The 21,256-nt window shown below is 71.0% G+C and carries 20 protein-coding genes; 10 read left to right on the forward strand and 10 right to left on the reverse strand.

The window, feature by feature from the left end; translation table 11 throughout:
- The first annotated feature begins 50 nt into the window (after positions 1-50).
- The 6 genes from AB0J80_RS28110 (at position 51) to AB0J80_RS28135 (ending at position 6,305) form a co-directional block, all read left to right on the forward strand.
- Positions 51-602, forward strand: a complete 552-nt coding sequence (locus AB0J80_RS28110) for a GNAT family protein (RefSeq protein WP_364710648.1) — start codon at positions 51-53, stop codon at positions 600-602.
- Positions 603-843: 241 nt separating this feature from the next.
- Positions 844-1,821, forward strand: a complete 978-nt coding sequence (locus AB0J80_RS28115; protein ID WP_364710650.1) for a hypothetical protein — start codon at positions 844-846, stop codon at positions 1,819-1,821.
- On the forward strand, positions 1,818-2,657 hold the full coding sequence (locus AB0J80_RS28120) for a formyltransferase family protein (RefSeq protein WP_364710653.1): 840 nt from the start codon (positions 1,818-1,820) through the stop codon (positions 2,655-2,657). Before AB0J80_RS28115 ends, AB0J80_RS28120 begins: the two co-directional genes overlap by 4 nt.
- Positions 2,645-3,685: an alcohol dehydrogenase catalytic domain-containing protein gene (locus AB0J80_RS28125; RefSeq protein ID WP_364710656.1), complete on the forward strand. Its 1,041-nt coding sequence runs from the start codon at positions 2,645-2,647 to the stop codon at positions 3,683-3,685. Before AB0J80_RS28120 ends, AB0J80_RS28125 begins: the two co-directional genes overlap by 13 nt.
- A 35-nt stretch (positions 3,686-3,720) precedes the next feature.
- A complete protein-coding gene (locus AB0J80_RS28130) occupies positions 3,721-5,892 on the forward strand; it encodes a glycoside hydrolase family 15 protein (RefSeq protein ID WP_364710659.1) in 2,172 nt (723 codons plus the stop codon).
- 209 nt (positions 5,893-6,101) lie between these two features.
- Positions 6,102-6,305 (forward strand): cold-shock protein, encoded by a 204-nt coding sequence (locus AB0J80_RS28135; RefSeq protein ID WP_184995226.1) that lies wholly within the window; start codon positions 6,102-6,104, stop codon positions 6,303-6,305.
- A gap of 178 nt (positions 6,306-6,483) precedes the next feature.
- Here the strand turns inward: AB0J80_RS28135 and AB0J80_RS28140 are convergent, their stop codons facing one another.
- The 8 genes from AB0J80_RS28140 to AB0J80_RS28175 are packed head-to-tail and all read right to left on the reverse strand — an operon-like array spanning position 6,484 to position 15,107.
- Positions 6,484-7,452 (reverse strand): transketolase C-terminal domain-containing protein, encoded by a 969-nt coding sequence (locus AB0J80_RS28140; RefSeq protein WP_364710662.1) that lies wholly within the window; start codon positions 7,450-7,452, stop codon positions 6,484-6,486.
- A gap of 11 nt (positions 7,453-7,463) precedes the next feature.
- The gene (locus AB0J80_RS28145; RefSeq protein ID WP_364710665.1) at positions 7,464-8,366 is read right to left on the reverse strand and encodes a transketolase; all 903 of its coding nucleotides are present in this window, start codon (positions 8,364-8,366) and stop codon (positions 7,464-7,466) included.
- 48 nt (positions 8,367-8,414) lie between these two features.
- Positions 8,415-9,182 carry an SDR family oxidoreductase gene (locus AB0J80_RS28150; protein WP_364710668.1) on the reverse strand — a complete coding sequence of 256 codons (768 nt, stop codon included), beginning with the start codon at positions 9,180-9,182 and terminating at the stop codon, positions 8,415-8,417.
- A 46-nt stretch (positions 9,183-9,228) separates the two neighbouring features.
- Entirely contained in the window at positions 9,229-10,728 is a 1,500-nt protein-coding gene (locus tag AB0J80_RS28155) for a sugar ABC transporter ATP-binding protein (protein WP_364710670.1), read from the reverse strand.
- 28 nt (positions 10,729-10,756) lie between these two features.
- On the reverse strand, positions 10,757-11,725 hold the full coding sequence (locus tag AB0J80_RS28160) for a substrate-binding domain-containing protein (protein WP_364710672.1): 969 nt from the start codon (positions 11,723-11,725) through the stop codon (positions 10,757-10,759).
- 44 nt (positions 11,726-11,769) lie between these two features.
- The gene (locus AB0J80_RS28165; RefSeq protein WP_364710674.1) at positions 11,770-12,768 is read right to left on the reverse strand and encodes an ABC transporter permease; all 999 of its coding nucleotides are present in this window, start codon (positions 12,766-12,768) and stop codon (positions 11,770-11,772) included.
- A 51-nt stretch (positions 12,769-12,819) separates the two neighbouring features.
- A complete protein-coding gene (locus AB0J80_RS28170) occupies positions 12,820-13,614 on the reverse strand; it encodes a glucose 1-dehydrogenase (protein ID WP_364710677.1) in 795 nt (264 codons plus the stop codon).
- Complete coding sequence (locus tag AB0J80_RS28175) at positions 13,611-15,107, reverse strand: FGGY family carbohydrate kinase (RefSeq protein WP_364710679.1); 1,497 nt, start codon at positions 15,105-15,107, stop codon at positions 13,611-13,613. The genes AB0J80_RS28170 and AB0J80_RS28175 overlap by 4 nt, the downstream gene beginning before the upstream one ends.
- Positions 15,108-15,204: 97 nt before the next feature.
- Here AB0J80_RS28175 and AB0J80_RS28180 point away from each other — a divergent pair, with 97 nt between their 5' ends.
- The 4 genes from AB0J80_RS28180 (at position 15,205) to AB0J80_RS28195 (ending at position 19,205) form a co-directional block, all read left to right on the forward strand.
- Entirely contained in the window at positions 15,205-16,203 is a 999-nt protein-coding gene (locus tag AB0J80_RS28180) for a sugar-binding transcriptional regulator (RefSeq protein WP_364710681.1), read from the forward strand.
- A 265-nt stretch (positions 16,204-16,468) separates the two neighbouring features.
- Positions 16,469-18,136 carry a sodium:solute symporter family protein gene (locus tag AB0J80_RS28185; RefSeq protein WP_364710683.1) on the forward strand — a complete coding sequence of 556 codons (1,668 nt, stop codon included), beginning with the start codon at positions 16,469-16,471 and terminating at the stop codon, positions 18,134-18,136.
- 27 nt (positions 18,137-18,163) lie between these two features.
- Positions 18,164-18,553, forward strand: coding sequence for a hypothetical protein (locus AB0J80_RS28190; RefSeq protein ID WP_364710686.1), 390 nt, complete (start codon positions 18,164-18,166; stop codon positions 18,551-18,553).
- Between the two features lie 67 nt (positions 18,554-18,620).
- Positions 18,621-19,205, forward strand: a complete 585-nt coding sequence (locus tag AB0J80_RS28195; protein ID WP_364710689.1) for a hypothetical protein — start codon at positions 18,621-18,623, stop codon at positions 19,203-19,205.
- 174 nt (positions 19,206-19,379) lie between these two features.
- On the opposite strand, the gene AB0J80_RS28200 is transcribed toward AB0J80_RS28195, so the two are convergent.
- Positions 19,380-20,762 carry a family 43 glycosylhydrolase gene (locus AB0J80_RS28200; RefSeq protein ID WP_364710691.1) on the reverse strand — a complete coding sequence of 461 codons (1,383 nt, stop codon included), beginning with the start codon at positions 20,760-20,762 and terminating at the stop codon, positions 19,380-19,382.
- Positions 20,763-20,863: 101 nt separating this feature from the next.
- Positions 20,864-21,202, reverse strand: a complete 339-nt coding sequence (locus AB0J80_RS28205) for a hypothetical protein (protein ID WP_364710693.1) — start codon at positions 21,200-21,202, stop codon at positions 20,864-20,866.
- Between the last annotated feature and the right edge of the window lie 54 nt (positions 21,203-21,256).

The following is a 21,256-nucleotide window of genomic DNA, read 5'->3' on the forward strand; positions in this document are numbered from 1 at the left end:
GTGCGATGGCCGATGATGCTGAGACGCGCGACCGAAACCATGAGGTGACAATGGACGATCACGTGGCCCTGCGGCCCTTCTGCGAACAGGACCTGTCCTTCCTCGAACGGCTGAGCTCGGACCCGACCGTCAGCGGGCGCTACGTCTGGGCCGGCTTCCGCGACCCCCGGGCCCGGCGCCGTCGCTGGGAGAAGGACGGGTACGTCGGTGCCGACTCGGCGGCTCTCGCGGTGGTCGGCGACGACCCGGAGCTGGGCCCCGACACGGTGCTGGGCATCGCGAGCTGGGAGGCGAAGGACCGCGGCGGGCCGCCCGGCGGCTGCTACGAGATCGGCCTCGCGCTGCTGCCGGAGTACCGGGGGCGTGGCCTGGGCACCGCGGCGCAGAAGGAGATCGTGCGCCATCTGCTGGACTGCACACTCGCGTTCCGGCTGGAGGCGCAGACCGACGCGGACAACATCGCCGAGCAGCGGGCACTGGAACGGGTCGGTTTCCGCCGGGAGGGCGTGCTGCGCTGCGCGAGGTTCCGCGAGGGGAAGTGGCGGGACATGCTCGTGTACGGGCTCCTGCGGCCCGACCTGCGCATCGAGGGCGGCGACTGACCCGGGCGGCCCCCGGTCAGCGAGGCTTCCAGCCGGCGTTCCAGCGCCCGTTCCATCCCCGGCGCGCACGATGAACCCCGCAAGTCACGCCGCAGGGCGTGCCGGCAGCGGCAACGGGGGACACCGTGCTCGTACTGACCCACCAGGACCCGAGATCAGTTCTCGACGGCTTCGTCCTGTACTCGCAGTGCTCCACGGCCGTGCCGCACTCGGCCTTCCTGCTCTCCGGGGCGGTGGCGGCATGAGCGCGCCGATCGGCTGGCTCGGCCTCATCGCCGGAGAGTGGACGATCACCGGTGACGCGAGCTCCTGTGCACGGCGGACGGTGCGAGCCGGCCGTGCACTGGGTCTGCGCACCCTCGCGGTCAGCACGGACGAACGCTGTCTGGCCCGCCTGGCCGCCGACGGCTGGTCGCTGCGGCCGGCGTCGGGTCTGGACCCGGTCAGCATCGCGACCGCCTTCGCGCCCGCCGGGAGCCGGGCGATCGCCCCGGCCTTCCTGATCGGCGACGGTCCCGGCCTGTCGGACACGACCGCTCAGGTGGCGGCGCTGCTGGGCGCCCGGAATCCCGATCCGGGTGTGGTGGCCCGGTCCGCCGGCTTCGTCGCCGGTCGGCGGACCGCGGTCGAACCGCTGAGCCGGTACGTCGTCCAGGCGCAGGACGGCCAGATCATCGGCATCGCCGAGGACGTCACCGCCGACGGGCACGGCCGCGACTACGACAGTCCGGGCAGCGCGCAGGGCTGGTTCGCGCGCCGGCTGCGGGCCCACGCCCGGGGTGCGCTCGCCGCGGCGGGGCTGACCCGCGGTCCCGCCGAGGTGGTCCTGCACGCCGACGGCCGCCGGGTGTCCGTCGAGAGCCTGGCGCCGGGGCGGATCGACGGCTGTATCGCCTCGGTGATCGAGCTGGCGACCGGGCACGACGTGATCCTCGGCGCGGTGCGGTCCGCGGTCTCGGCGGCCCTGCCACCGCCGCACCGTCCCGCCCCGCACCACGCACGCCGGCATGCCTGCCTGCGGCGCGCCGATCTGAGGGGCGCCCCGGCCCGGGCCGATGCCGCCTGGGTCGATCTGCCCGGGCTGGTCTCGGTGCGGCGGGGGGCGCGGGGCGCCGTCGTCACCGTCGCGGATGACCGCGCGAGCGCGCAATGGGGGGCGCGTTCGGCCGTGGAGCGGCTGGCGGGCCGTTCCACGGCGGTGGCCGGCGGTGCCCCGTGACACCGCTGCGGCTGGCGCTCATCCGCGGCGACGACCACCAGCACCGCTACCTCGAGTCGCTGCTCGCCGGCCGCTTCGACCTCGCGCTGGTGGTCGTCGAGCCCCAGGCCGCCAGGTTCGCCGCGCTGCGCCGCCAGGGCCGCTACCGGGACTGGATCTATCACCTCTACCATCGCCTCCGCCGGGCGATCACCGGCAAGGACGCCTACCGCAGGCGCTATTTCGCGCACAGCCCGGAACTGTGGGCGGACCCCGGCCCCCGGCGCGTCAGGGTGCGCTCGGTCAACGACCAGGCCGTCGTGGACGCGCTGCGGGCGGTCTTCGTCGACGTGGTGGTGGTCATCGGATGTTCCGCGCTGTCGAAGGCCACGCTCGGCGCCGCCGGTCCGCTCGTCATCAACGTGCACGCCGGCGTCCTGCCCTACTACCGCGGCGACCACGCGTTCTTCTTCGCCCTCTTCGACCGCCGCTTCGACCGGGTCGGCTCGACCATCCACCGTGCGGACCCGGGCATCGGCGCCGGCGAGCTGATCGAGGTGGTCCGCCCCCAGGTACGCGGCGACGAGCGACCCGAGCAGCTGCACTGCCGTGCCGACCTGCTCGCCATCCACCGGCTCGCCGGCTGGCTGGAGATCCTGGAGCGCGGGGGTGAGCTGCCGTCGTACGCGCAGCCGGCGGCCGGGCGTACCTATGCCATGAGCGACCGCGGACCCGCCCACGACCTGCGGTACTTCCTTCGCCGGTGCCTGAGCGGCACTGGCCCCCTGCCGCCGAGCACCGAGGCCGACGCGCGGCGGGTGGCCGCGGCCGTCAGGATGGAGGAGTGCGCGCCGTAGTGATCGATGCCGCCCGGACCGTGCCCGAGGTCCGGGAGGTCGCCGAGCCCGCGGCCCCGCCGGGTGGGGTCGTGGTCCGCGTGATGGCCACGGGGATGTGCCGCAGCGACTGGCATGCCTGGGCGGGCCATGACGACGAGATCGTGTTCCCGCATGTGCCGGGTCACGAGCTGGCCGGGGTGGTGGTCGAGGTGGGGCCGGAGGTCGGCCGGTGGCGGGTCGGCGACCGGGTGACCGTCCCGTTCGTGTGCGGCTGCGGCCGGTGCCGGTGGTGCCGCGCCGGGGACGCCCAGGTGTGCCCCGAGCAGCAGCAGCCGGGCTTCACCCACTGGGGGTCGTTCGCCGAGTACGTCGCCCTGCACGCCGCCGACACCAACCTGGTTGCTCTTCCGGAGGCGGTGGACTGGGTGAGCGCCGCGAGTCTCGGGTGCCGCTTCGCCACGGCGTACCGTGCGCTGGCCGGTCGGGCCCGGCTCGCCGAAGGGGAGTGGGTGACCGTGGTGGGCGCCGGCGGGGTGGGGCTCAGCGCAGTCATGATCGCTCGCGCCCTGGGTGCCCGGGTCGTCGCGGTGGACCGCCATCCGCAGGCGCTCGCCGTCGCCGCCGCGCTCGGCGCGGAGCACACGCTGCGGGCCGACGGCACCGACATCCCGGCCGTCGTCGCCGAGCTCACCGGCAGTGGCAGCCACGTCGCGGTCGACGCAGTGGGCAGTGAGCAGACCTGCGCCGACGCGATCCTCAGCCTGCGCCGCCGGGGCCGCCACGTGCAGATCGGACTGCTGCCACCGATCGGCGGCCACCCGCGGGTGCCGATGGCGCGGGTGATCGGCTGGGAGCTCGACCTGCTGGGCAGCCACGGGATGGCCGCGGCCGACTATCCCGGCATGATGGCGCTCATCGACCGGGGCCTGCTCCGGCCTCGGCGGCTGGTGGGACGCACCGTCGGACTCGACGAGGCGGCGGCGCTCCTGCCCGGCTTCGACCGGGCCACCGTCGCCGGGATAACCGTCGTCGACCCCGTACGGTGATGTGCTCTTGGACCGCCCGGGTCTAGCGTTGGCGCATGGCACGGACAGCCTTGCTCTCCACCGCCGTCCTCGTCGCCGGGCTGCTGGCCGGCGGGGCCGCAACGGCTACGCCGACCGCGGCGGCCGCCGGCACGGCGGCTCCCGGCCAGCCGGGAGCGGCGGCGACCTGGTCGCCCGGGGACAAGGACGGGTTCGGTACGGCCCTGCCCGCGCTGAGCAGCAAGGTCTGGTACACGCTGAACGACGGCACGTTGAGCGAGGTCTACCACCCGAGGATCGACACGCCGGGTAGCCGGGACACCCAGTTCGTCGTCTCCGACGGATCCACCTTCAGCGACCGGGAGGACACGGCCACCGTCCATCAGGTGCGCCTGATGGACCGTCGCGCGCTGGTCTACCGCCAGGTCAACACGGCCCGCAGCGGCCGGTACCGCATCACGAAGACCTACGTCACCGACCCCTCCCGCTCCGCCGTGCTGGTCGACGTCGTGTTCGAGTCGCTGACCGGCCGTCCCTACGACGTCTACGTCCTGCACGATGTCGGTCTGGGGCTCAACGGCAACAACGACCAGGGGCGGTCGGGCCGCGGCGGCCTGCTGTCGACCGACGGGGTGCAGAGCAACGCGGTGCTGGCCTCGACCGGCTTCACGAAGACCTCCAGCGGCTACGCCGACCGGAGCGACGGCTGGTCCGACCTGCGCGACGACCACCGGATGGACTGGTCGTACACGGCCGGCGCCCGCGGCAACGTCGTGCAGCTCGGCAGGACCCGCCTCACCGGGCTCGCCGGCGGCCGGCGGCTCACCCTCGCCCTGGGCTGGGGAAACCGCGAGGACGACGCGGCCGACACGGCGACCGCGGCACTGCGGCGCGGTTTCGCTTCGGCGCGCTCGGCGTACGCGGCAGGCTGGCACCGCTACCTCGCCGGGCTGGGGCGGATCCCGGCCGCCGCGGCCCGATGGCGCACGACGTACGACGTGTCGGCGATGGTTCTCGCGGCCTCGGAGGACAAGACCTACCGCGGCGGCTTCGTGGCCTCCCCGGGCAAGCCGTGGGCGTGGGCGAACGAGCTGCAGCAGTTCCCCGTCTACCACGAGGTGTGGTCACGGGACCTGTACCAGATCGCCACCGCGCTGATCGCCATGGGCGACCGGGCCGCGGCGCGGCGTGCCCTCGACTACCTCTGGCGGGTGCAGCAGCGGCCCGACGGGTCCTTCCCGCAGAACTCCCGCCTGGACGGCGAGGCGGTCTTCGGTGGCCTGCAGCTCGACGAGGTCGCCTTCCCCGTCGTGCTGGCCTGGCACCTGGGGAGGGCAGGGCCCGCGGACTGGCGCCACGTGCGGCTGTCCGCTGACTTCGTCGTCGCCAACGGGCCGTACACGCCGCAGGAGCGGTGGGAGAACCTCGCCGGATACTCACCCGCGACGATCGCCGCGGAGATCGCCGGCCTGGTGTGCGCGGCCGACATCGCCCTGCGCAACAGCGACGCCGTCCGCGCCCGCCGGTACCTGGCCACGGCGGACCGGTGGCAGCGCGATCTCGAGCACTACACCGTGACGACCAACGGGCCCCTGTCCCGCAACCCCTACTACCTCCGCATCACCGCCAACGGCGACGCCGACACCGGCGCGCAGATCCAGATCGCCGACGGTGGTCCCCTGGTCGACCAGCGCCGGGTGGTCGACCCCAGCTTCCTCGACGTCGTGCGCCTCGGGGTCAAGCCGGCCACCGACCGGGCCGTGGTGTCCACCCTCCCGGTCGTCGACCGGGAGCTGCGCTACACCACCGCGAACGGCCCGTTCTGGCATCGGTCCAGCTTCGACGGGTACGGCGAGAAGCGCGACGGCAGCCAGTGGGAGTCCGTGCCCGCCGGCTCGCGCCTGACCATCGGCCGTGGCTGGCCGCTGCTGACCGGCGAGCGGGGGGAGTACCGGCTGGCTCGGGGACTGGGGGCGCAGGCGTACCTCGACACGATGGCGCGTTCGGCGGACGACAGCAGCCACTTCCTGGCCGAGCAGGTGTGGGACCACAATCCGCCGGCCGGCGCCGACCCGGCGTTCGTTCCCGGCGAGCCGACGTTCTCGGCGACCCCGCTGGCCTGGACGCACGCCGGGTTCATCCGCCTGGCCCACGCCGTCGACGCCGGCCGCCCGATCGACACGCCCAGGGTGGTGGCCTGCCGATACCGAACCGGTCTGTGCCCCTGAACGGATGACGCTCCGTTGACGGCGCTCGGGTGTGTGCTACGGTCGTCGAGTTGCAGTTTTGATTTCCGTAGACGCAGTCCGGCGCCTGATGGGGTATCTGAACCCGTCCAGGCGCCTTTTGTTTGTCGTGTCGTTTCGACGCGGGTGATCAACGCGGCGGCGTAAGAGTCCGCACCGTGCGGTCTCGGACAGCCTGCGAGGGAGCAGACATGACTACAGGCACCGTGAAGTGGTTCAACGCCGACAAGGGCTTCGGTTTCATCACCCCGGACGACGGCGGCGCCGACGTCTTCGCCCACTTCTCGGCGATCGCGACGAGCGGCTACCGCAGCCTCGACGAGAACCAGAAGGTCGAGTTCGACATCACGCAGGGCCAGAAGGGCCCGCAGGCGGAGAACATCCGCCCGCTCTGATCGATGCTTCGCCGACGGCGGCCCGACCAACCGGTCGGGCCGCCGTTCGCCGTTGTGGCGGGCCCCGCCTCCGGCGGCCGGCCGTATCGGTGCAGGCCCGTCGCACGGCGCCGAGGGCCTGACGGGCACGGGCCGTCTTGCGGTCCGGAGCCGGCGGGTCCGCGGCTCGTTCGACGGGTCACGTGCGACGCATGAGCCCCCGGGCCTTGTCGGCGATGCCGTCGGGGGACATGCCGTAGCGGTCGAGCAGGAAGCCGGCCGAGCCCGTCGGCGCGAACTCCGGCACGCCCAGGATGTCCACCCGGGTGGGGTGGTGCCTGACGACCGTCTCGGCGACGGCGCCGCCCAGGCCGCCGGCGACGGTCGCCTCCTCGGCGGTGACGATGCCGGCCGTCTCCCGTGCCGCGGTGACCACGGCGTCGACGTCGAGGGGCTTCACGGTCGGCATGGAGAGCACCCGGGCCTCGATACCGTCCGCTGCGAGCTGCTCGGCGGCCGCCAGGGCGCGCCAGAGCACGGTGCCGTTGCTGATGATGGTGACGTCGTCGCCGTCGCGTACCGTGATGGCCTTGCCCGGGACGAACTCGTAGTCCTCGGGGTAGATCTCGGGCACGCTCATCCGGCTGACCCTGATGAAGGCGGGACCTTCGGTGGCCGCGGCCCAGCGCATCGCGGCGGCGGTCTCGACCGGGTCGGCCGGGACGATGATCGTCATGTTGTCGATGGCGCGGAGCCAGGCGATGTCCTCGATGGAGTGGTGGGTCGGGCCCAGCTCGCCGTAGGCCATGCCGGGGCTCATACCGCAGAGCTTGACGTTGCGGTTGGAGTAGGCGACGTCGGCTTTGATCTGCTCCAGAGCTCGGGCGGTCAGGAAACTCGACGCGGCGGACACGAACGGGATGCGGCCGCCGTTGGCGAGGCCGGCCGCGACACCGACCATGTCCTGCTCGGCGATGCCGACGTTGATGAGGCGGTCCGGGAAGGCCTTCTTGAAGGCGTCGAGCTTGCTGGATCCGACCGAGTCGTTGACGACCCCGACGATGCGGTGGTCCTCCTGGGCCAGGTCGGCGAGGGCCTTGACGTAGGCGTTGCGGCAGTCGAACCGTGGCCGGTCGCTGATCGGTCCCTGCGGGGCTGTGGCGGGCATGACGGTTCTCCTCAGTTGCGGGTGGCGGTCGGCAAGGTCTGGAGCTCGTCGAGCGCCTGCTGGAACTCGTCGGCCGACGGCACCCGGTGGTGCCAGGCGACGTTGTTGCTCATGTACGAGATCGGGTGGCCCTTGTGCGTGTGGGCGATGACGAAGGTGGGCTTGCCGGGCCGGAAGGGCACCGACGACAGCACGTCGTAGAGCTCGCCGTGGTCGTGCCCGTTGACCTCCACGACGGCGAACCCGAAGGCTGCGGCCTTGGCGTCGAGCGGGTCCAGGTCGTTGGTTTGGCGGACCGTGGCGCCCTGCTGCAGGCGGTTGCGGTCGACGATGACCGTCAGCCTGTCGAGCTCGTACTGGGAGGCCGCCATCATCGCCTCCCAGTTGCTGCCTTCCTGGAGCTCGCCGTCGCCGGTGAGGACGTAGGTGCGCCGGCGGGACACGTCGAGCTGGGCGGACAGGGCGAGACCGACCGCGATCGGCAGGCCGTGCCCGAGCGGCCCGGTGTTGGCCTCCACGCCCTTCACCTTGGTGCGGTTGGGGTGGCCGTTCAGGTTCGACAGCGGCTTGAGGAACGTGGCGAGCTCCTCCACCGGCAGGAAGCCGAAGGCGGCCAGCGTGGTGTACAGCGCGCCGGCGACATGGCCCTTGGACAGGATGAACCGGTCCCGGTCGGGGTCGTCGACGCTCTCGGGGGTCACGTTGAGCACGGCACCGTACAGGGTGGCCAGGATGTCGACGGCCGAGAAGTCGCCGCCGATGTGACCGGCACCCGCGTGGTGGACGAGCTTGAGGTCCTGGATGCGGATCTGGCGGGCGGCCTCGGCGATGTGGGCGATCTGCCGGTCCCGGCTGCTGTGCGGCGGCAGCTGCCCGAAGACCGGCATTGTCGCGTGTTCGGCGGTGAGTGGCATGGGTCTGCGTCCTTCGGTCGAGATCAGGTCAAGTGGTCTTCGGTGCTGTCACCAGCAGGTGAACCCGCCGTCGACGAGCAGGTCGACGCCGGTGCAGAAGGCGGCGGCCTCGCTGAGCAGGAACACCGCCGGGCCGACCATCTCGTCGACGGTGGCCATCCGGCCCAGCGGGGTGTCGGCCTCGAACTGGCGGACCTGGTCGGCGACCTCGGGCCGGGTGTTCATCGGCGTCGCCGTGTAACCCGGGCTGATGGAGTTCACCCGGACGCCGCGCCGGCACCACTCCATCGCCAGGCTGCGGGTGAGGTGGATGACGGCGGCCTTCGAGGCGTTGTAGTGGGCCTGCAGGAGGCCGCGGTTGACGATCGTGCCGGACATCGAGGCGATGTTCACGATCGCGCCCCGGCCGTGGTCCAGCATGGCCCGGCCTTCTGCCTGGCAGGACAGGAACAGGCCGGTGACGTTGATGTCGAGGACGCGCTGCCACTGCTCGCGGGTCATCTCCTCGGCGGGGGAGGCGTTGGCGATCCCGGCGCTGTTGACGGCGAGCGTCAGCGGGCCGAGCGTGCTCCGGGTCTGCTCGACGGCGGCGGTGAGCGATGCCGCGTCGGTGACGTCGCCGCTGATCGGCAGGGCGCGGCCGCCGGCGGCCTCGATCTCCTTGCAGGCCTCGTCGAGGCCGGGCCCGGGCAGGTCGAAGCAGGCGACGTTCGCTCCGGACCTCGCGAGTCCGGCCGCGATGGCCCGGCCGATGCCGCTCGCGGCGCCGGTGACGAGGGCGGTCTGCTGATCCAGGCGGAAGCTGGGAAGGGTCATGGCGGTGCCCCTTTCGGTCGGGCGGACATTCGGGTACGGGCAGCGGTCACCCGGCAGCGAGGTGCATCACGGCGACGTCGCTGGCGTCCTCGCGGTCGAGCACGCCGCGCTGCCGGCCCCGGGCCAGGACGAGGACGCGGTGGGAAAGCCCCAGCACCTCGTCGAGCTCGGAGCTGACGACGATGACGGCCATGCCCTGCCGGGCCAGGTCGACGATGACGTCGTAGATGGCGGCTCGCGCTCCGACGTCGATGCCCCGGGTGGGCTCGTCGAGGATGACGACCTTCGGCTGACGTTCGAGCCATTTCGCGATGACGACCTTCTGCTGGTTGCCGCCGGAGAGCGTTCCGGCCGGCTGCTCCGGTCGTCCCTTGACGCGCATGATGCGGCAGGCTTCGAGCGCCACGTCCCGGACGCGGCGGGTGCTGATGAACCCGCCCCGGCCGGCGATCCGGTCGAGGTTGGCGATCGCGACGTTGTCGGCGATGGGCAGGTCGAGGACGACACCCTGGGCCTTGCGGTCCTCGGGCACGAGCACGACACCGGCCATGATGGCGTCCCGGACGGCACCGGGCCGCAGCTGTTTGCCGTTGACGTGGACGGTGCCCGACACCACGGGGTCGGCTCCGGCGACGGCGCGCACCAGTTCCGTACGCCCGGCGCCGACGATGCCGGCGATGCCCAGGATCTCGCCCTCGTGCACGGTGAACGAGACGTCGGTGAACGCCCCTTCCGCCGAGGTGAGGCCCTTGACCGCGATCACCTCGCGGTCGGTCGGCGGGTCCAGGTCGGGGAAGACGCTTTCGATGCTGCGTCCGACCATGTCCTCGACGAGCTGGTTCACGGGAACCTGGGCGGTCGGGTGGGAGGCGACGTGCTCGCCGTCGCGCAGCACGACGACCCGGTCGCAGATGCGGGCGATCTCCTCCAGCCGGTGACTGACGTAGATGAAGGAGACGCCTTCCTTGCGCAGCGCGTCGACCTGTGCGAAGAGGTGCTCGGTCTCCTCCTCGCCCAGCGCCGCGGTGGGCTCGTCGAGGATGAGCAGCCGCGCGTTCAGGGTGAGGGCCTTGGCGATCTCGACCTGTTGCTGCGCCGCGACTCTCAGGCTGCTGACGAGGCGTCGCGGGGAGACGTCGAGCCCCAGTCGCCGCAGCTGTTCCTGCGCGCGCCGGTCCATCTCCGTGCGGTCGATGCGGCCGCCGCTGACCAGCTGCCGCCCGACGAACACGTTCTCCGAGATCGACAGGTCGGGCAGCAGCCGCATCTCCTGGTGGATCAGCCCGATCCCGGCGTCGAGCGCGTCTCCCGGCGCGGACGGTGCGTACGGCTGACCGTTCCACCACATCTCGCCGGTGTCGGACGGGATGTCACCGGCAATGATCTTGGCGAGGGTGGACTTTCCCGCTCCGTTCTCGCCGAGGAGAGCCACGCATTCGCCGGGCCGGACGTCGAGGTCGACGCTGTGCAGTGCTTGCGTGGCACCGAACCGTTTGGAGACACCGCGGACGACCAGCCCGGCGGCGTCAATGGTCGTGGAAGTCATGGCAGGGGCTCCTCGCCGGGTGAGTCGGTCACGGGTGCTTCGCGAGGAATTCCTCGGCCTTGGCCTTGTCCTTGTCCGTCAGCAAGGTCGCCGTCTGCAGCTGCTGGGCGGGCACGGTCTTACCGTTGATGATGTCCAGGGCGGAGGTGACGGCCAGGCGGCCCATCAGCTGGGTCTGCTGCACCATGGTGGCGTTGATCTTGCCGTCGTGCACGGCCTGGATGCCGGCCATGTCACCGTCGAAGCCGAGGACCAGCGGCTTGGGTTTCATGTTGGCGTTCGCCGCGGCCTGGGCGGCGCCGAGGGCCATTGCGTCGGCCTGTCCCCAGAAGACGGTGATGTCGGGGTGGGCCTGGATCATGTCCTGGGCGTTGGCGAAGCCCTTCTCCTGCGACCAGTCGTCGGTCGGCTGCTCGGCGACGATCTTCAGGTCCGGCGCTGCTTCCAGCGCCTGCCGGAAGCCCTTCTCCCGGTCGACCTGCGGGGTGGTGCCGATCTGCCCCTGGATGATCCCGACGTTGCCCTTGCCGTTGGTCTGCTTGATCGCCCAGTCACCGAGCTCCTTGGCGGCGGCCACGCTGTCGGTGGCGATGAACGTCTTGCCCGGGGCGTCGGGGGCGTTGCGGTCGACGTTGATGACCGGGATGTCGGCGCGCTCCGCCGCCTTGACCGGGACTCCGGCCGCCGTCGCTCCGGCGGGGATGTAGATGATGGCGCTGACCTGGCGGCTGATGAAGTCCTGGATCTGGCTCACCTGGCGGGCGGAGTCACCGCCGGCGTCGGAGACCACGACCTCGGCACCCTTGGCGGCGGCCTCCGCCGTGACGGACTGCTTGATCTGGTTGAAGAAGTCGGCCTGCAGGTTCGCGACGGCCAGCCCGATGGTGATCTTCTTGCCGCCGCCGGGTGCGTCGGAGTCGCTGCCCCGGTTGCAGGCGGTCAGCGAGATGGTGGTCAGGGCGGCGAGGGAGAAGGCGATCGCGGTACGGGGTTTCATGATGTCCCTCCGGGACGGCGATGGGGTGAACGGAGCGGGGGTGGTCACGCCGAGCGGCGGCGCAGGACGTCGACCATGACGGCGAGGGCGATGACGACGCCGATGACGACCTGCTGGACGAACGGCGAGACGGACAGCAGGTTCAGCCCGTTGCGCAGGACGCCGATGATCAGGACGCCGACGATCGTGCCGGGGATGCGCCCGACACCGCCGCTGAGGCTGGCGCCGCCGATGACGACGGCCGCGATGACGTCCAGTTCGGTGCCGACGGCCGCGCTGGGCTGCGAGGAGTCGAGCCGGGCCGCGAGGGCCACCCCGGCGAGGCCGGCCAGCAGCCCGGTGATGACGTAGACGCTGGTGGTGGCCGACTTGACCTTGATGCCGGCCAGGCGGGCGACCTCGCGGCTGCCGCCGATGGCGTAGAGCGCGCGACCACCGGGCCGGTAGCGCAGGAACGCCCAGCCGGCGGCCAGCAGGAGCGCCAGCACGAGCGTCGTGACCGTAAGGAAGCCGAAGTAACGCTGGGTGGAGAGCGCGGTGAACCAGTCGGGATAGCCGACGATCTGCTGGCCGTCGGTGATGACGTTCGCCAGGCCGCGGGCGATCGAGAGCATGGCGAGTGTGGCGATGAACGGCGGCAGCTTCGTGAGGGTGATGCCGAGGCCGCTGGCGAGCCCGCACAGCCCGCCGACGACGACGGCGGCGACCATGCTGAGCCACAGCGGCCAGCCTCCGTTGTGGGAGGTCCAGCCGAGGATCATCGTGGACAGCGCGAGGACCGATCCCACCGACAGGTCGATGCCTCCGGTGACGATGACGAGGGTCATGCCGACGGCCAGGATCCCGAGGATCGTGACCTGGTCGAGGACGTTGAGCAGGTTGTTGACGGTCAGGAAGAACGGGGTGGCGATGAACAGGGCGAGGCACAGGACGAGAAGACCGATGAACGGTCCGCCGGTCCCGCTGCCGATCCGGCGGAGGCGGTCTCTGACCTGAGAGCTGCTCGGCTGCGCCTCGGGGGCGGCCGCGACGGTCGTACTCATGGTTGCTCCTGGGGTGGGGAGGGGAGTGGTGCCCGGGACGGGATGGGCGGGTCAGTTCATGAACATCCCGCCGTCGACGTTCACGGCCTGGCCGGTGATGTAGCCCGCCTCGTCGGAGGCGAGGAACAGCAGCAGGTTCGCGACGTCGTCATTGGTGCCGGCCCGGCCCAGCGGGATGTCCTCGATCCACTTCGCCATCAGCTCGCCGGGCTGGTAGTCGCCGAGCAGGCGCCCCCATTCGCGGTCGTTGTACGCCCACATGTCGCTGCCGACGATCCCCGGGCAGTACGCGTTGACCGTGATCCCCGCCGGCGCGAGCTCCTTGGCGATGCTCTGGGTGAGGCCGATGACCCCGAACTTGCTGGCGGCGTAGTGCGGCGTGTAGATGAAGCCCTGCCGTGCCTGGCCGGAGGCCGCGTTGAGGATGCGCCCGGCGGTGCTGGTCCGGCGGATGAGCGGCACCGCGGCCTTGGTGCACAGGAACACACCGGTGGTGTTGACCGCGAGGACGCGGTTCCAGGCGTCCAGGGTCAGGTCGTCCAGCGGCGCGATCGTGATGGTGCCGGCGTTGTTGATCAGTACGTCGAGGCGCTCGAACCGGGCCTCGACCGCGTCGACGAACGCGCGGACATCGGTCTCCCGGGTGACGTCGCAGGTCACCCCGAGCGTCGGGGAGCCGGACGCCGAGGCGACCTCGGCCGCGGTCTCCCGCACACTCTCCTCCCGGTCGGCCAGGACGACGGCCGCACCTTCGCGCGCGAAGCGTTCGGCGATGCCGCGGCCGATGCCGCGACCTGCTCCGGTGACGGCCACGACCTTGTTCGTCATCCGGCGAGGCGAAGTCATGCTGCGCTCCTTGAGGCTCGTAGGGGAAGGTCGCGCGCGGCGGCGACGGCGGCGTGCCAGCCGTCGAGGCGCTGCTGCCGCGCGGGTTCCGTCGCGGCCGGCTCGTACTCCGCGCCGGCCCGGCTGAGGCGATCGAGATCGGCGATCGACCACAGGCCGGCACCGAGGCCGGCGACGTGGGCGGCGCCGAGTGCCGACAGCTCGGCCGCCGACGAGGTGCGGACGCGCCGGCCGGAGGTGTCGGCCTGGAGCTGCATCAGCGTGCTGTTGGCCGAGGGGCCGCCGTCGGCGAGGATGATCCGGACCGGCCCGCCCGCCTGCTCGACGGCCGCCACGACGTCCTCGATCTGGAATGCGATGGACTCGAGCGCCGCGCGGGCCAGCTGGGCGGGACCCGTGCTGTCGGTCAGCCCGGCGAGCATCGCCCGGGCCCCGTCGTCCCACCAGGGAGCGCCGAGGCCGGTGAACGCCGGGACGATGAAGACGCCTTGGCTGTCCGGCGCGGCAGCCGCGGCGAGCTCGGCGGGCGTCGAGCTCAGCAGGCGCGCGAGCCAGACGAGCGTCGCGCCGCTCGACCGGATGTTGCCCTCCAGGGCGTAGGTCGGCTCGCCGAGCTGCCAGGCGATGGTGCGGGCCACCCCACCGGACTTCTCGGCACCGGTGGCGACGCCCATGACCGAGGACCCGGTTCCGTACGTCACCTTGACCCGGCCGCCGGTCCACCCGGCGTGCGCGAACAGGGCGGCGTGGGAGTCGCCGAGGACGCCGGTGACCGGCACCTCCCGCAGGCTCGGGTGCAGGTCACCGCAGGTGCCGAACGGTCCGGTGGAGGGCGTCACCTCCGGCAGCGTCTGCAGCGGCACGTCGAAGAGGTCGAGCAGCCACGAATCCCACCGGCAGCTCGAGATGTCGAGAAGCTGGGTGCGCGCGGCGTTGCCGGTCTCGATGAGGTGCCGCCCGCCCAGCCTCCACAGCAGCCAGGAGTCGATGGTGCCGAGGCACAGGTCGCCCTGGACGCTGCGCGAGCGGTCCGGGTCGTACCGGTCGAGAAGGGCCGCGGCCTTGGACGCCGAGAACATCGCGTCCAGCGGCAGTCCGGTGAGGTCGCGGATGCGGTCGGCGTGGCCGGCGCCGCGAAGCCGTGCACACAGGTGGGCGCCGCGGGTGTCCTGCCAGCCGAGCACCGGGCCGAGGGGTTCGCCGGTGCGGCGGTCCCACAACAGTGTGGACTCGCGCTGGGTGCTGAAGCCGACGGCGACGACGCGGCGCGGTTGTGCCTCGGCGAGCACGTCGGCGACGGCCCGCTGCACGGACTGCCAGATCTCGATCGGGTCCTGTTCGGCCCAGCCCGGCTGCGGGTGGCTCTGGTGGATCGGCACGGTCGTGCGGTGGCTGATCTCGCCTTGTCCGGTCACGACGACCGCCTTGGTGGCGCTCGTTCCCTGGTCGATGGCGAGAACGACGTCACCGCTTGCGACGGGCTCGGATGGCATCTCTGCATCTCCATTCGGATGCTGAATAGCTACCCGGGACACTCCCTCGCGGGTGAATCGGCTGTCAAACGTTGAATATCTATGCAACACTGGGATCATGGGAGTGGATCCGGTCCGGCCGGGCGTGGCGGACCTCGGGGTCGATCAGCTCCGTCTGCTCGCGAAGATCGCCCGCATGTACCACGAGCAGGGCATCAAGCAGCCGCAGATCGCCGCCGACCTGAATCTTTCGCAGTCGCGGGTGTCGCGGCTGCTGCGCCAGGCGGCGGACGTCGGCATCGTGCGCACCGTGGTGACGTTGCCTGATGGTGTCTATACGGACATCGAGCAGGAACTGGAGAGAAGGTACGGGTTACTCGATTCGGTCGTGGTGGACGCCGGTCGCTCGGGTGAGGTCATGCAGGTGCTGGGCGCGGCCGCCGCGCCGTACCTCGTGGAGACCTTGACCAGCGGCGACGCCGTGGGCATCTCCTCCTGGAGCGCGACGCTGCTGGCCACGGTGGAGGCCATGCGACCGAAGACCGGGCTGGCGGTCGAGGTCGTGACCCAGCTCGTCGGCGGTGTCGGCGACGCCCACGTGCAGGTCAACGCCACCCGCCTGCTGGATCGCTTCGCCACCCTCACCGGCGCGAGACCGCTGTTTCTGCCCACGCCCGGCCTGGTGCAGAGCCCGTCGGTGCGCCGGGCCCTGTTCGACGACCCCGCCGTGACCGGGGTGCGCACGGCCTGGAAGCGGCTGTCGGTGGCGATCGTCGGCATCGGAAGCGTCCAGCCGTCACCGCTGCTGCAGCAGAGCGGCAACGCCATCGGGCCCGAGCACCAGCAGAAGCTGCACGAGCTCGGCGCCGTGGGTGATGTCTGCTACCGGTTCTTCGACCGCGACGGCAAGCTGATCAGGTCGCCGTTCAACGACAGGGTGTTCGGCATCGACCCCGACGATCTGAAGGTCGTTCCCCGCCGCATCGGCGTGGCCGGCGGGAGCGCGAAGTTCGACGCCATCGCCGCGGCCATCAAGGGCGGCTGGATCAACACGCTCGTCACCGATCTCGAAACGGCCGGCCATCTGCTCCAGGACCGCCCGCTGCCTGCTCCATGATCCGGCGCCACATTGCTCACCGTCGCATGGCGCAGCGGCCCTTGACGACGTCGGTCGACCGGCGTTCACTGGCGGTTGACAATCGACGAGCACCGATGCCATGGCCGGGGGTCGGCTCGTCGGCAGTATGCGTGACCAACGCTGACGGCAACGCGAGTGAACTCGACGACCGATGCTGCCGGGCACCTCTTTCGTGACACCTGGACGGTGGCCGCGGGGGAGCTTGCACATTTCTCTCCCATGCTCGTTCGGGAAGGGGCCGAACATGTTTCTCGCGGCGGACGGCGGCGGTGCCCTGAGCCTGGACCTGAGCCCGGTCGATCTGGTGCTCATGGTGATCTATTTCTCGTTCGTCCTGGGCATCGGATTCGCGCTCAAGCGCGCGGTCAGGTCGTCGCTCGACTTCTTCCTCTCCGGCCGGTCGTTGCCCGCGTGGGTCACCGGGATCGGCTTCATCTCGGCCAACATCGGCGCGGTCGAGCTCCTGGGGCAGTCGGCCAGCGGCGCCCAGTACGGCGCGTCGATGGTGCACTACTTCTGGATCGGCGCCATTCCCGCCATGGTGTTCCTGGGCATCGTCATGATGCCCTTCTACTACGGCTCCAAGGTGCGCAGCGTCCCCGAGTACCTGCGGTTGCGGTTCGATCCGAAGGCCCACCTGATCAACGCGATCACCTTCGTGGTGGGAAGCATGCTGATCGCCGGCGTGAACCTCTACGCGTTGTCGATCGTGCTGGAGGCGCTGCTCGGCATACCGCTCATCTTCGCCATCATCCTGTCCGCGGCCTTCGTGCTTTCCTACATCCTTCTCGGCGGACTGACCAGCGCGATCTACAACGAGGTGATGCAGTTCTTCGTCGTGCTCATCGGCATGGTCCCACTGACGATCATCGCGATCAAGGAGACCGGCGGCCTCAGCGACCTGTTCGGCAAGCTGGGCGCGGAGCACGGCAAGGCGTTCGTGGAGCCGTGGACGGGTACGGGCGTGGGCGGGTCGAACCCCGTGGGCGACTGGATCGGCATCATCCTCGGCCTGGCCTTCTGCCTGTCGTTCGGATACTGGACGACGAACTTCGCCGAGGTTCAGCGCGCGATGGCCGCCAAGGACGGCAACTCCGCCCGGCTCACCCCGATCATCGGCGCCTATCCCAAGTCGTTGGTGCCCCTGATCACCATTCTGCCGGGCATGGCGGCCCTCGTTCTGCTGCCCGGGATCGGCACCGCCGGCAGCGGCCTGGAATACAACGACGCCATCCCCGCCCTGATGGACAAGTACCTGCCGCCGGGTGTGCTCGGGGTCGCGGTGACGGGTCTGCTGGCCGCGTTCATGGCCGGCATGGCCGCGAATGTGTCGAGCTTCAACGCGGTGTTCACCTATGACCTCTGGCAGGACTACATCCGGCCGGGCCGCCCCGACCACTACTACCTCGTGGTGGGCCGTTGGGTGACCGTCGGCGGGGTCGGTATCGCCGTTCTCACCGCGCTGATCGCCTCCGGATTCAGCAACATCTCCAACTATCTGCAGACGCTGTTCTCGTTTTTCAACGTCCCGCTGTTCTGCGCGTTCATCATCGGCATGTTCTGGCGGCGGGCGACCAGGAGCGCCGGCTTCTGGGGCATCCTGGCCGGAACGGTCACCGCCATTGTCGTGTACGCGCTCTACAAGTTCGACGTGTTGCAGTTCCGCAGTGATCTGCACGAGACGATGTGGGGCTCGATCGCGGCCTTCACCGCCGGTGCCGTCGCGATGGTGCTGGCCTCGCTGCGAGAGCCGCGCAAGACCGACGAGGAACTGCACGGCCTGGTCTACGGAATGGAGATCCGCGACGCCTCCGACACGGCCGCCCGTGCATGGTATCGATCTCCGGTCGCTCTCGGGGTCGGAGTACTCGTCCTCAACGCGGGGCTCTACGCCGCCGTGTACGCGTTCTGACCCGCTCGACCACAGGAGGTTCCCGCCATGACGTCTCCGGAAGAGAAGGCGGGCGAGCAGGGCACCGACTTCTTGGCGAAGCTGTTCGACATCCGTTCCTTCACCGGGGCCCTGTTCCTGATCTTCGGATTGATCGTCACCGGCGTCGGGCTGACCGCCGACGATGCTGACATCGCCAAGTCCGCCGGACTCAACCTCGCGCTGATCCTCGGGCCGCTCATGCTCGCCATGGGAGTCGTCTTCGTCGGCTGGCTGCTGCTCAAGCCACCGCAGCTGTTGCACAGTCACGAAGTCACCGAAGAGGACCTGCCCGAACAGCTGCGCCATCACGGCCTCGAAGCCGTCCCCGAGCACCCCGGCGAACCCGGCACCGACCCGCCGCCTCCGCCGCGCCGGCGCCGGCCGAGCGGACACTGACCGTTCCCAGGCACGGCATGCATGCCGCTGCCGTGCGGAGGAGGGGCAATGAGGTACGGGAGCAGGGATGACACAGACGATTGACGAACGGCTCACCACGCCGGGTGTACGGCGATCCCTGCTGGGCCGGATCCGCGCCCTCCCGCGGCCGGAGCCGGCCGCGCGGCCGTGGCAGGGCCGCCCGTACGAGGCGTACCGGGTGCTGGAGGACGCCCGCGCAGTGATCGCGCAGGGCTGGGTCCAGGGCCATTGGTTCGCGCGTCGGCCCGGGCCCGTCCACCTCGGCGCCTGGTCGTCCCACCCGCCGGACGGCTTCGGCGGTGCCCCTGCCGCCTGCCTGGTCGGCGCGGTGGTCCACGCCGCCCGGCTTCGCGGACCGGGTGACCACTTCGCGCAGGCAGGCCCGGCGCTGGACTACCTCTGGGACGCCTGGCAGGAGTCCCGGGGTCTCGGCGGTGCCGGGGTCGCCGGCTGGGCGGCTCCCCGGGAGCTCCGCCTGGTCCGGGTACGGGACCTGACGCGGTGGAACGACCAGCCCGGCCGTACCCGTGACGAAGTCCTCGCTCTCGTGGACAGGGCCGCCGCCCGCGCGATCATGGCAGGGGTGAGCCGTCGCGCTGATGCCGCGCCCGGAGGTTCTCCCGGCGACTGATGCGCGTACCGGTGGCAGCCGCAAGGCACCTACCGGAACATCGACACCTCCGGGATCACGTCCTCGCCCACGACCAGCCTCACCCTCAGCGGCGGCGTCCGGCGCGAGGTTCAGGCAAGCGGCGGGTACCGCCCGGACTCCGGGCGGTACCCACGGCTGCGCGTGCGGAACCGGTCAGGCGATGTCGATCGCGTCGAGCTCGGCGAAGTTCGCGCCCTTGCCGTACGCGAGGGTGTTGTTCCCCGCGGCGAGGGTCACGGTCCGCTCGCTGGTCTGCCAGTTGTCCCAGCCGGTGACGGGGTAGTCCACGGTGCCGGCGGCGGTGCCGTTGACCGACAGGGTGTGGCTGGCGGCGCCCGCATCCGATCCGTTGGCATAGCGGGTGTAGAGCCGGTAGCTGCCGGCGCGGGGCACGTAGACGGTGAAGGTGACCCGGCTGTCGTCGAAGTCGATGCCACCGACGACGACACCGTTGCTGGCGCCGCCCGCCGCGTACCGGGCGTTGGCCCGGGTGAAAGCCGCGTCCTCGGCCTCGTAGCGGACCTTGGCACCCTCCACGATGGGGCGGCTGCCCTGCCAGTCGAGCCGCTGCGAGTACATCGCCCGGTAGGTGAAGGCGGAGTTCCAGCCGTGGAAGACGATGCGGTCCCTGCCGTCCGGCCCGACCACCACGTCCTGGCCACCGGGTCCGCGGACCGTGCCGGCGAAGGCGTCGGTGGTCATCAGCGGCACGGACGCCTTCGTGTACGGCCCTCGCAGGTTCTTCGACGTCGCGTAGCTGCTGATGTAGCTGCCGTTGCCGAAGAAGTTCGCGGAGTAGAACAGCACGTATGAGCCGCCGTGCTTCCACAGCGTGGGCGCCTCGACGAGGTTGCCCTCGAACGGCTTGTTCTGCTTGACCAGTTCGGTCTCGGCCCCGGTCCGGCGCAGCCCGTCGGCGGTGACCTGCTGGAGGTGCAGCCAGGTGTCCTGGGCGCAGCAGTTGCCGTCGTTCTTCCACAGCATGTACCGGCGCCCGTTCTCGGCGAACGAGGACGCGTCGATCACGCCGCCCGTCTCGGGCGTGCAGACCAGCGTCGTGTCCCGGGGGGTGAACGGCCCGCCGGGTGCGGTGGCGGTGGCGGCGCCGATGCACTGCTTGCCGGAGGCCCGGTCATGCGCCGTGTACCACATGACGAAGCTCCGCGGCCCGGTGGCGAACACCTCCGGTGCCCAGACGCCGTGGTCACCGGGCCCGCCGGGCGGGAACGACCACGTCGGGTCGGCCCAGGCGCCCAGCGCCGGTAGCGCGTCGCTGGGCTGCACGGTCCAGGTGACCAGGTCGGTGGAGGTGGCCCACTTGATGTTCCGGCCGTCGCTGTTGGTGGCGTACGCGTAGTAGGTGCGACCGACCTTCATGACGTCCGGGTCGGCGAAGTTCTGATCGATGACGGGCCCGGACACGACGGCGGCCGACGGCGTGGCCGTGGCGGTGAGCAGGCCGGCGACCAGGGCCAGGGTGGCGGTAACGGCGGTCGCCAGGCGCAGGGAGCCGCGCCGGGCACGGGACGGAGTCATGGGGTCTCCACACGGGTCGACAAAGGTGTTACATCATGGCCGTTTCCCTTGGTTTTCTGTCAAGTGATGTTCGTAAATTGTCGTCTCTTGGAGGCCGGTGATCAGTCGTGGTGGCGCGGGTCCCCGGCAAGGGTCCGGGCGCCGGCGCGCCGTCCGAAGGCGACACCGTGCATCCGGCACGCCCACGCGACCTCGTCTAGAGCGCGGCGGTAGTCGATGGGTGAAGCCTTGTCGTACGGGCTGAGCCGCCGGCCGTTCGGTCGCATCTCGGCGTTGAAGCGCGCGTACGTCGTTCCGGACCGCCGCAGGTCCGCGAAACGACTGTGGGCGAAGGCCGTCTGCTCCGCTTCGTATGCGGTGTCGTCGGTCACCAGCCCCGGGCCCGGCATCCGCGCCGGGTTCCGTTCGACCTGCCGGCGGTAGAGGCGGCATTGCTCCACCCCCTGATCCTGCAGTGCCGCTGCCGGCGGCGGTGACGCTTCGAGCACCATCCT

Origin of the sequence: Actinoplanes sp. NPDC049548, from assembly GCF_040676695.1 — a bacterium.
Classification (GTDB): domain Bacteria; phylum Actinomycetota; class Actinomycetes; order Mycobacteriales; family Micromonosporaceae; genus Actinoplanes.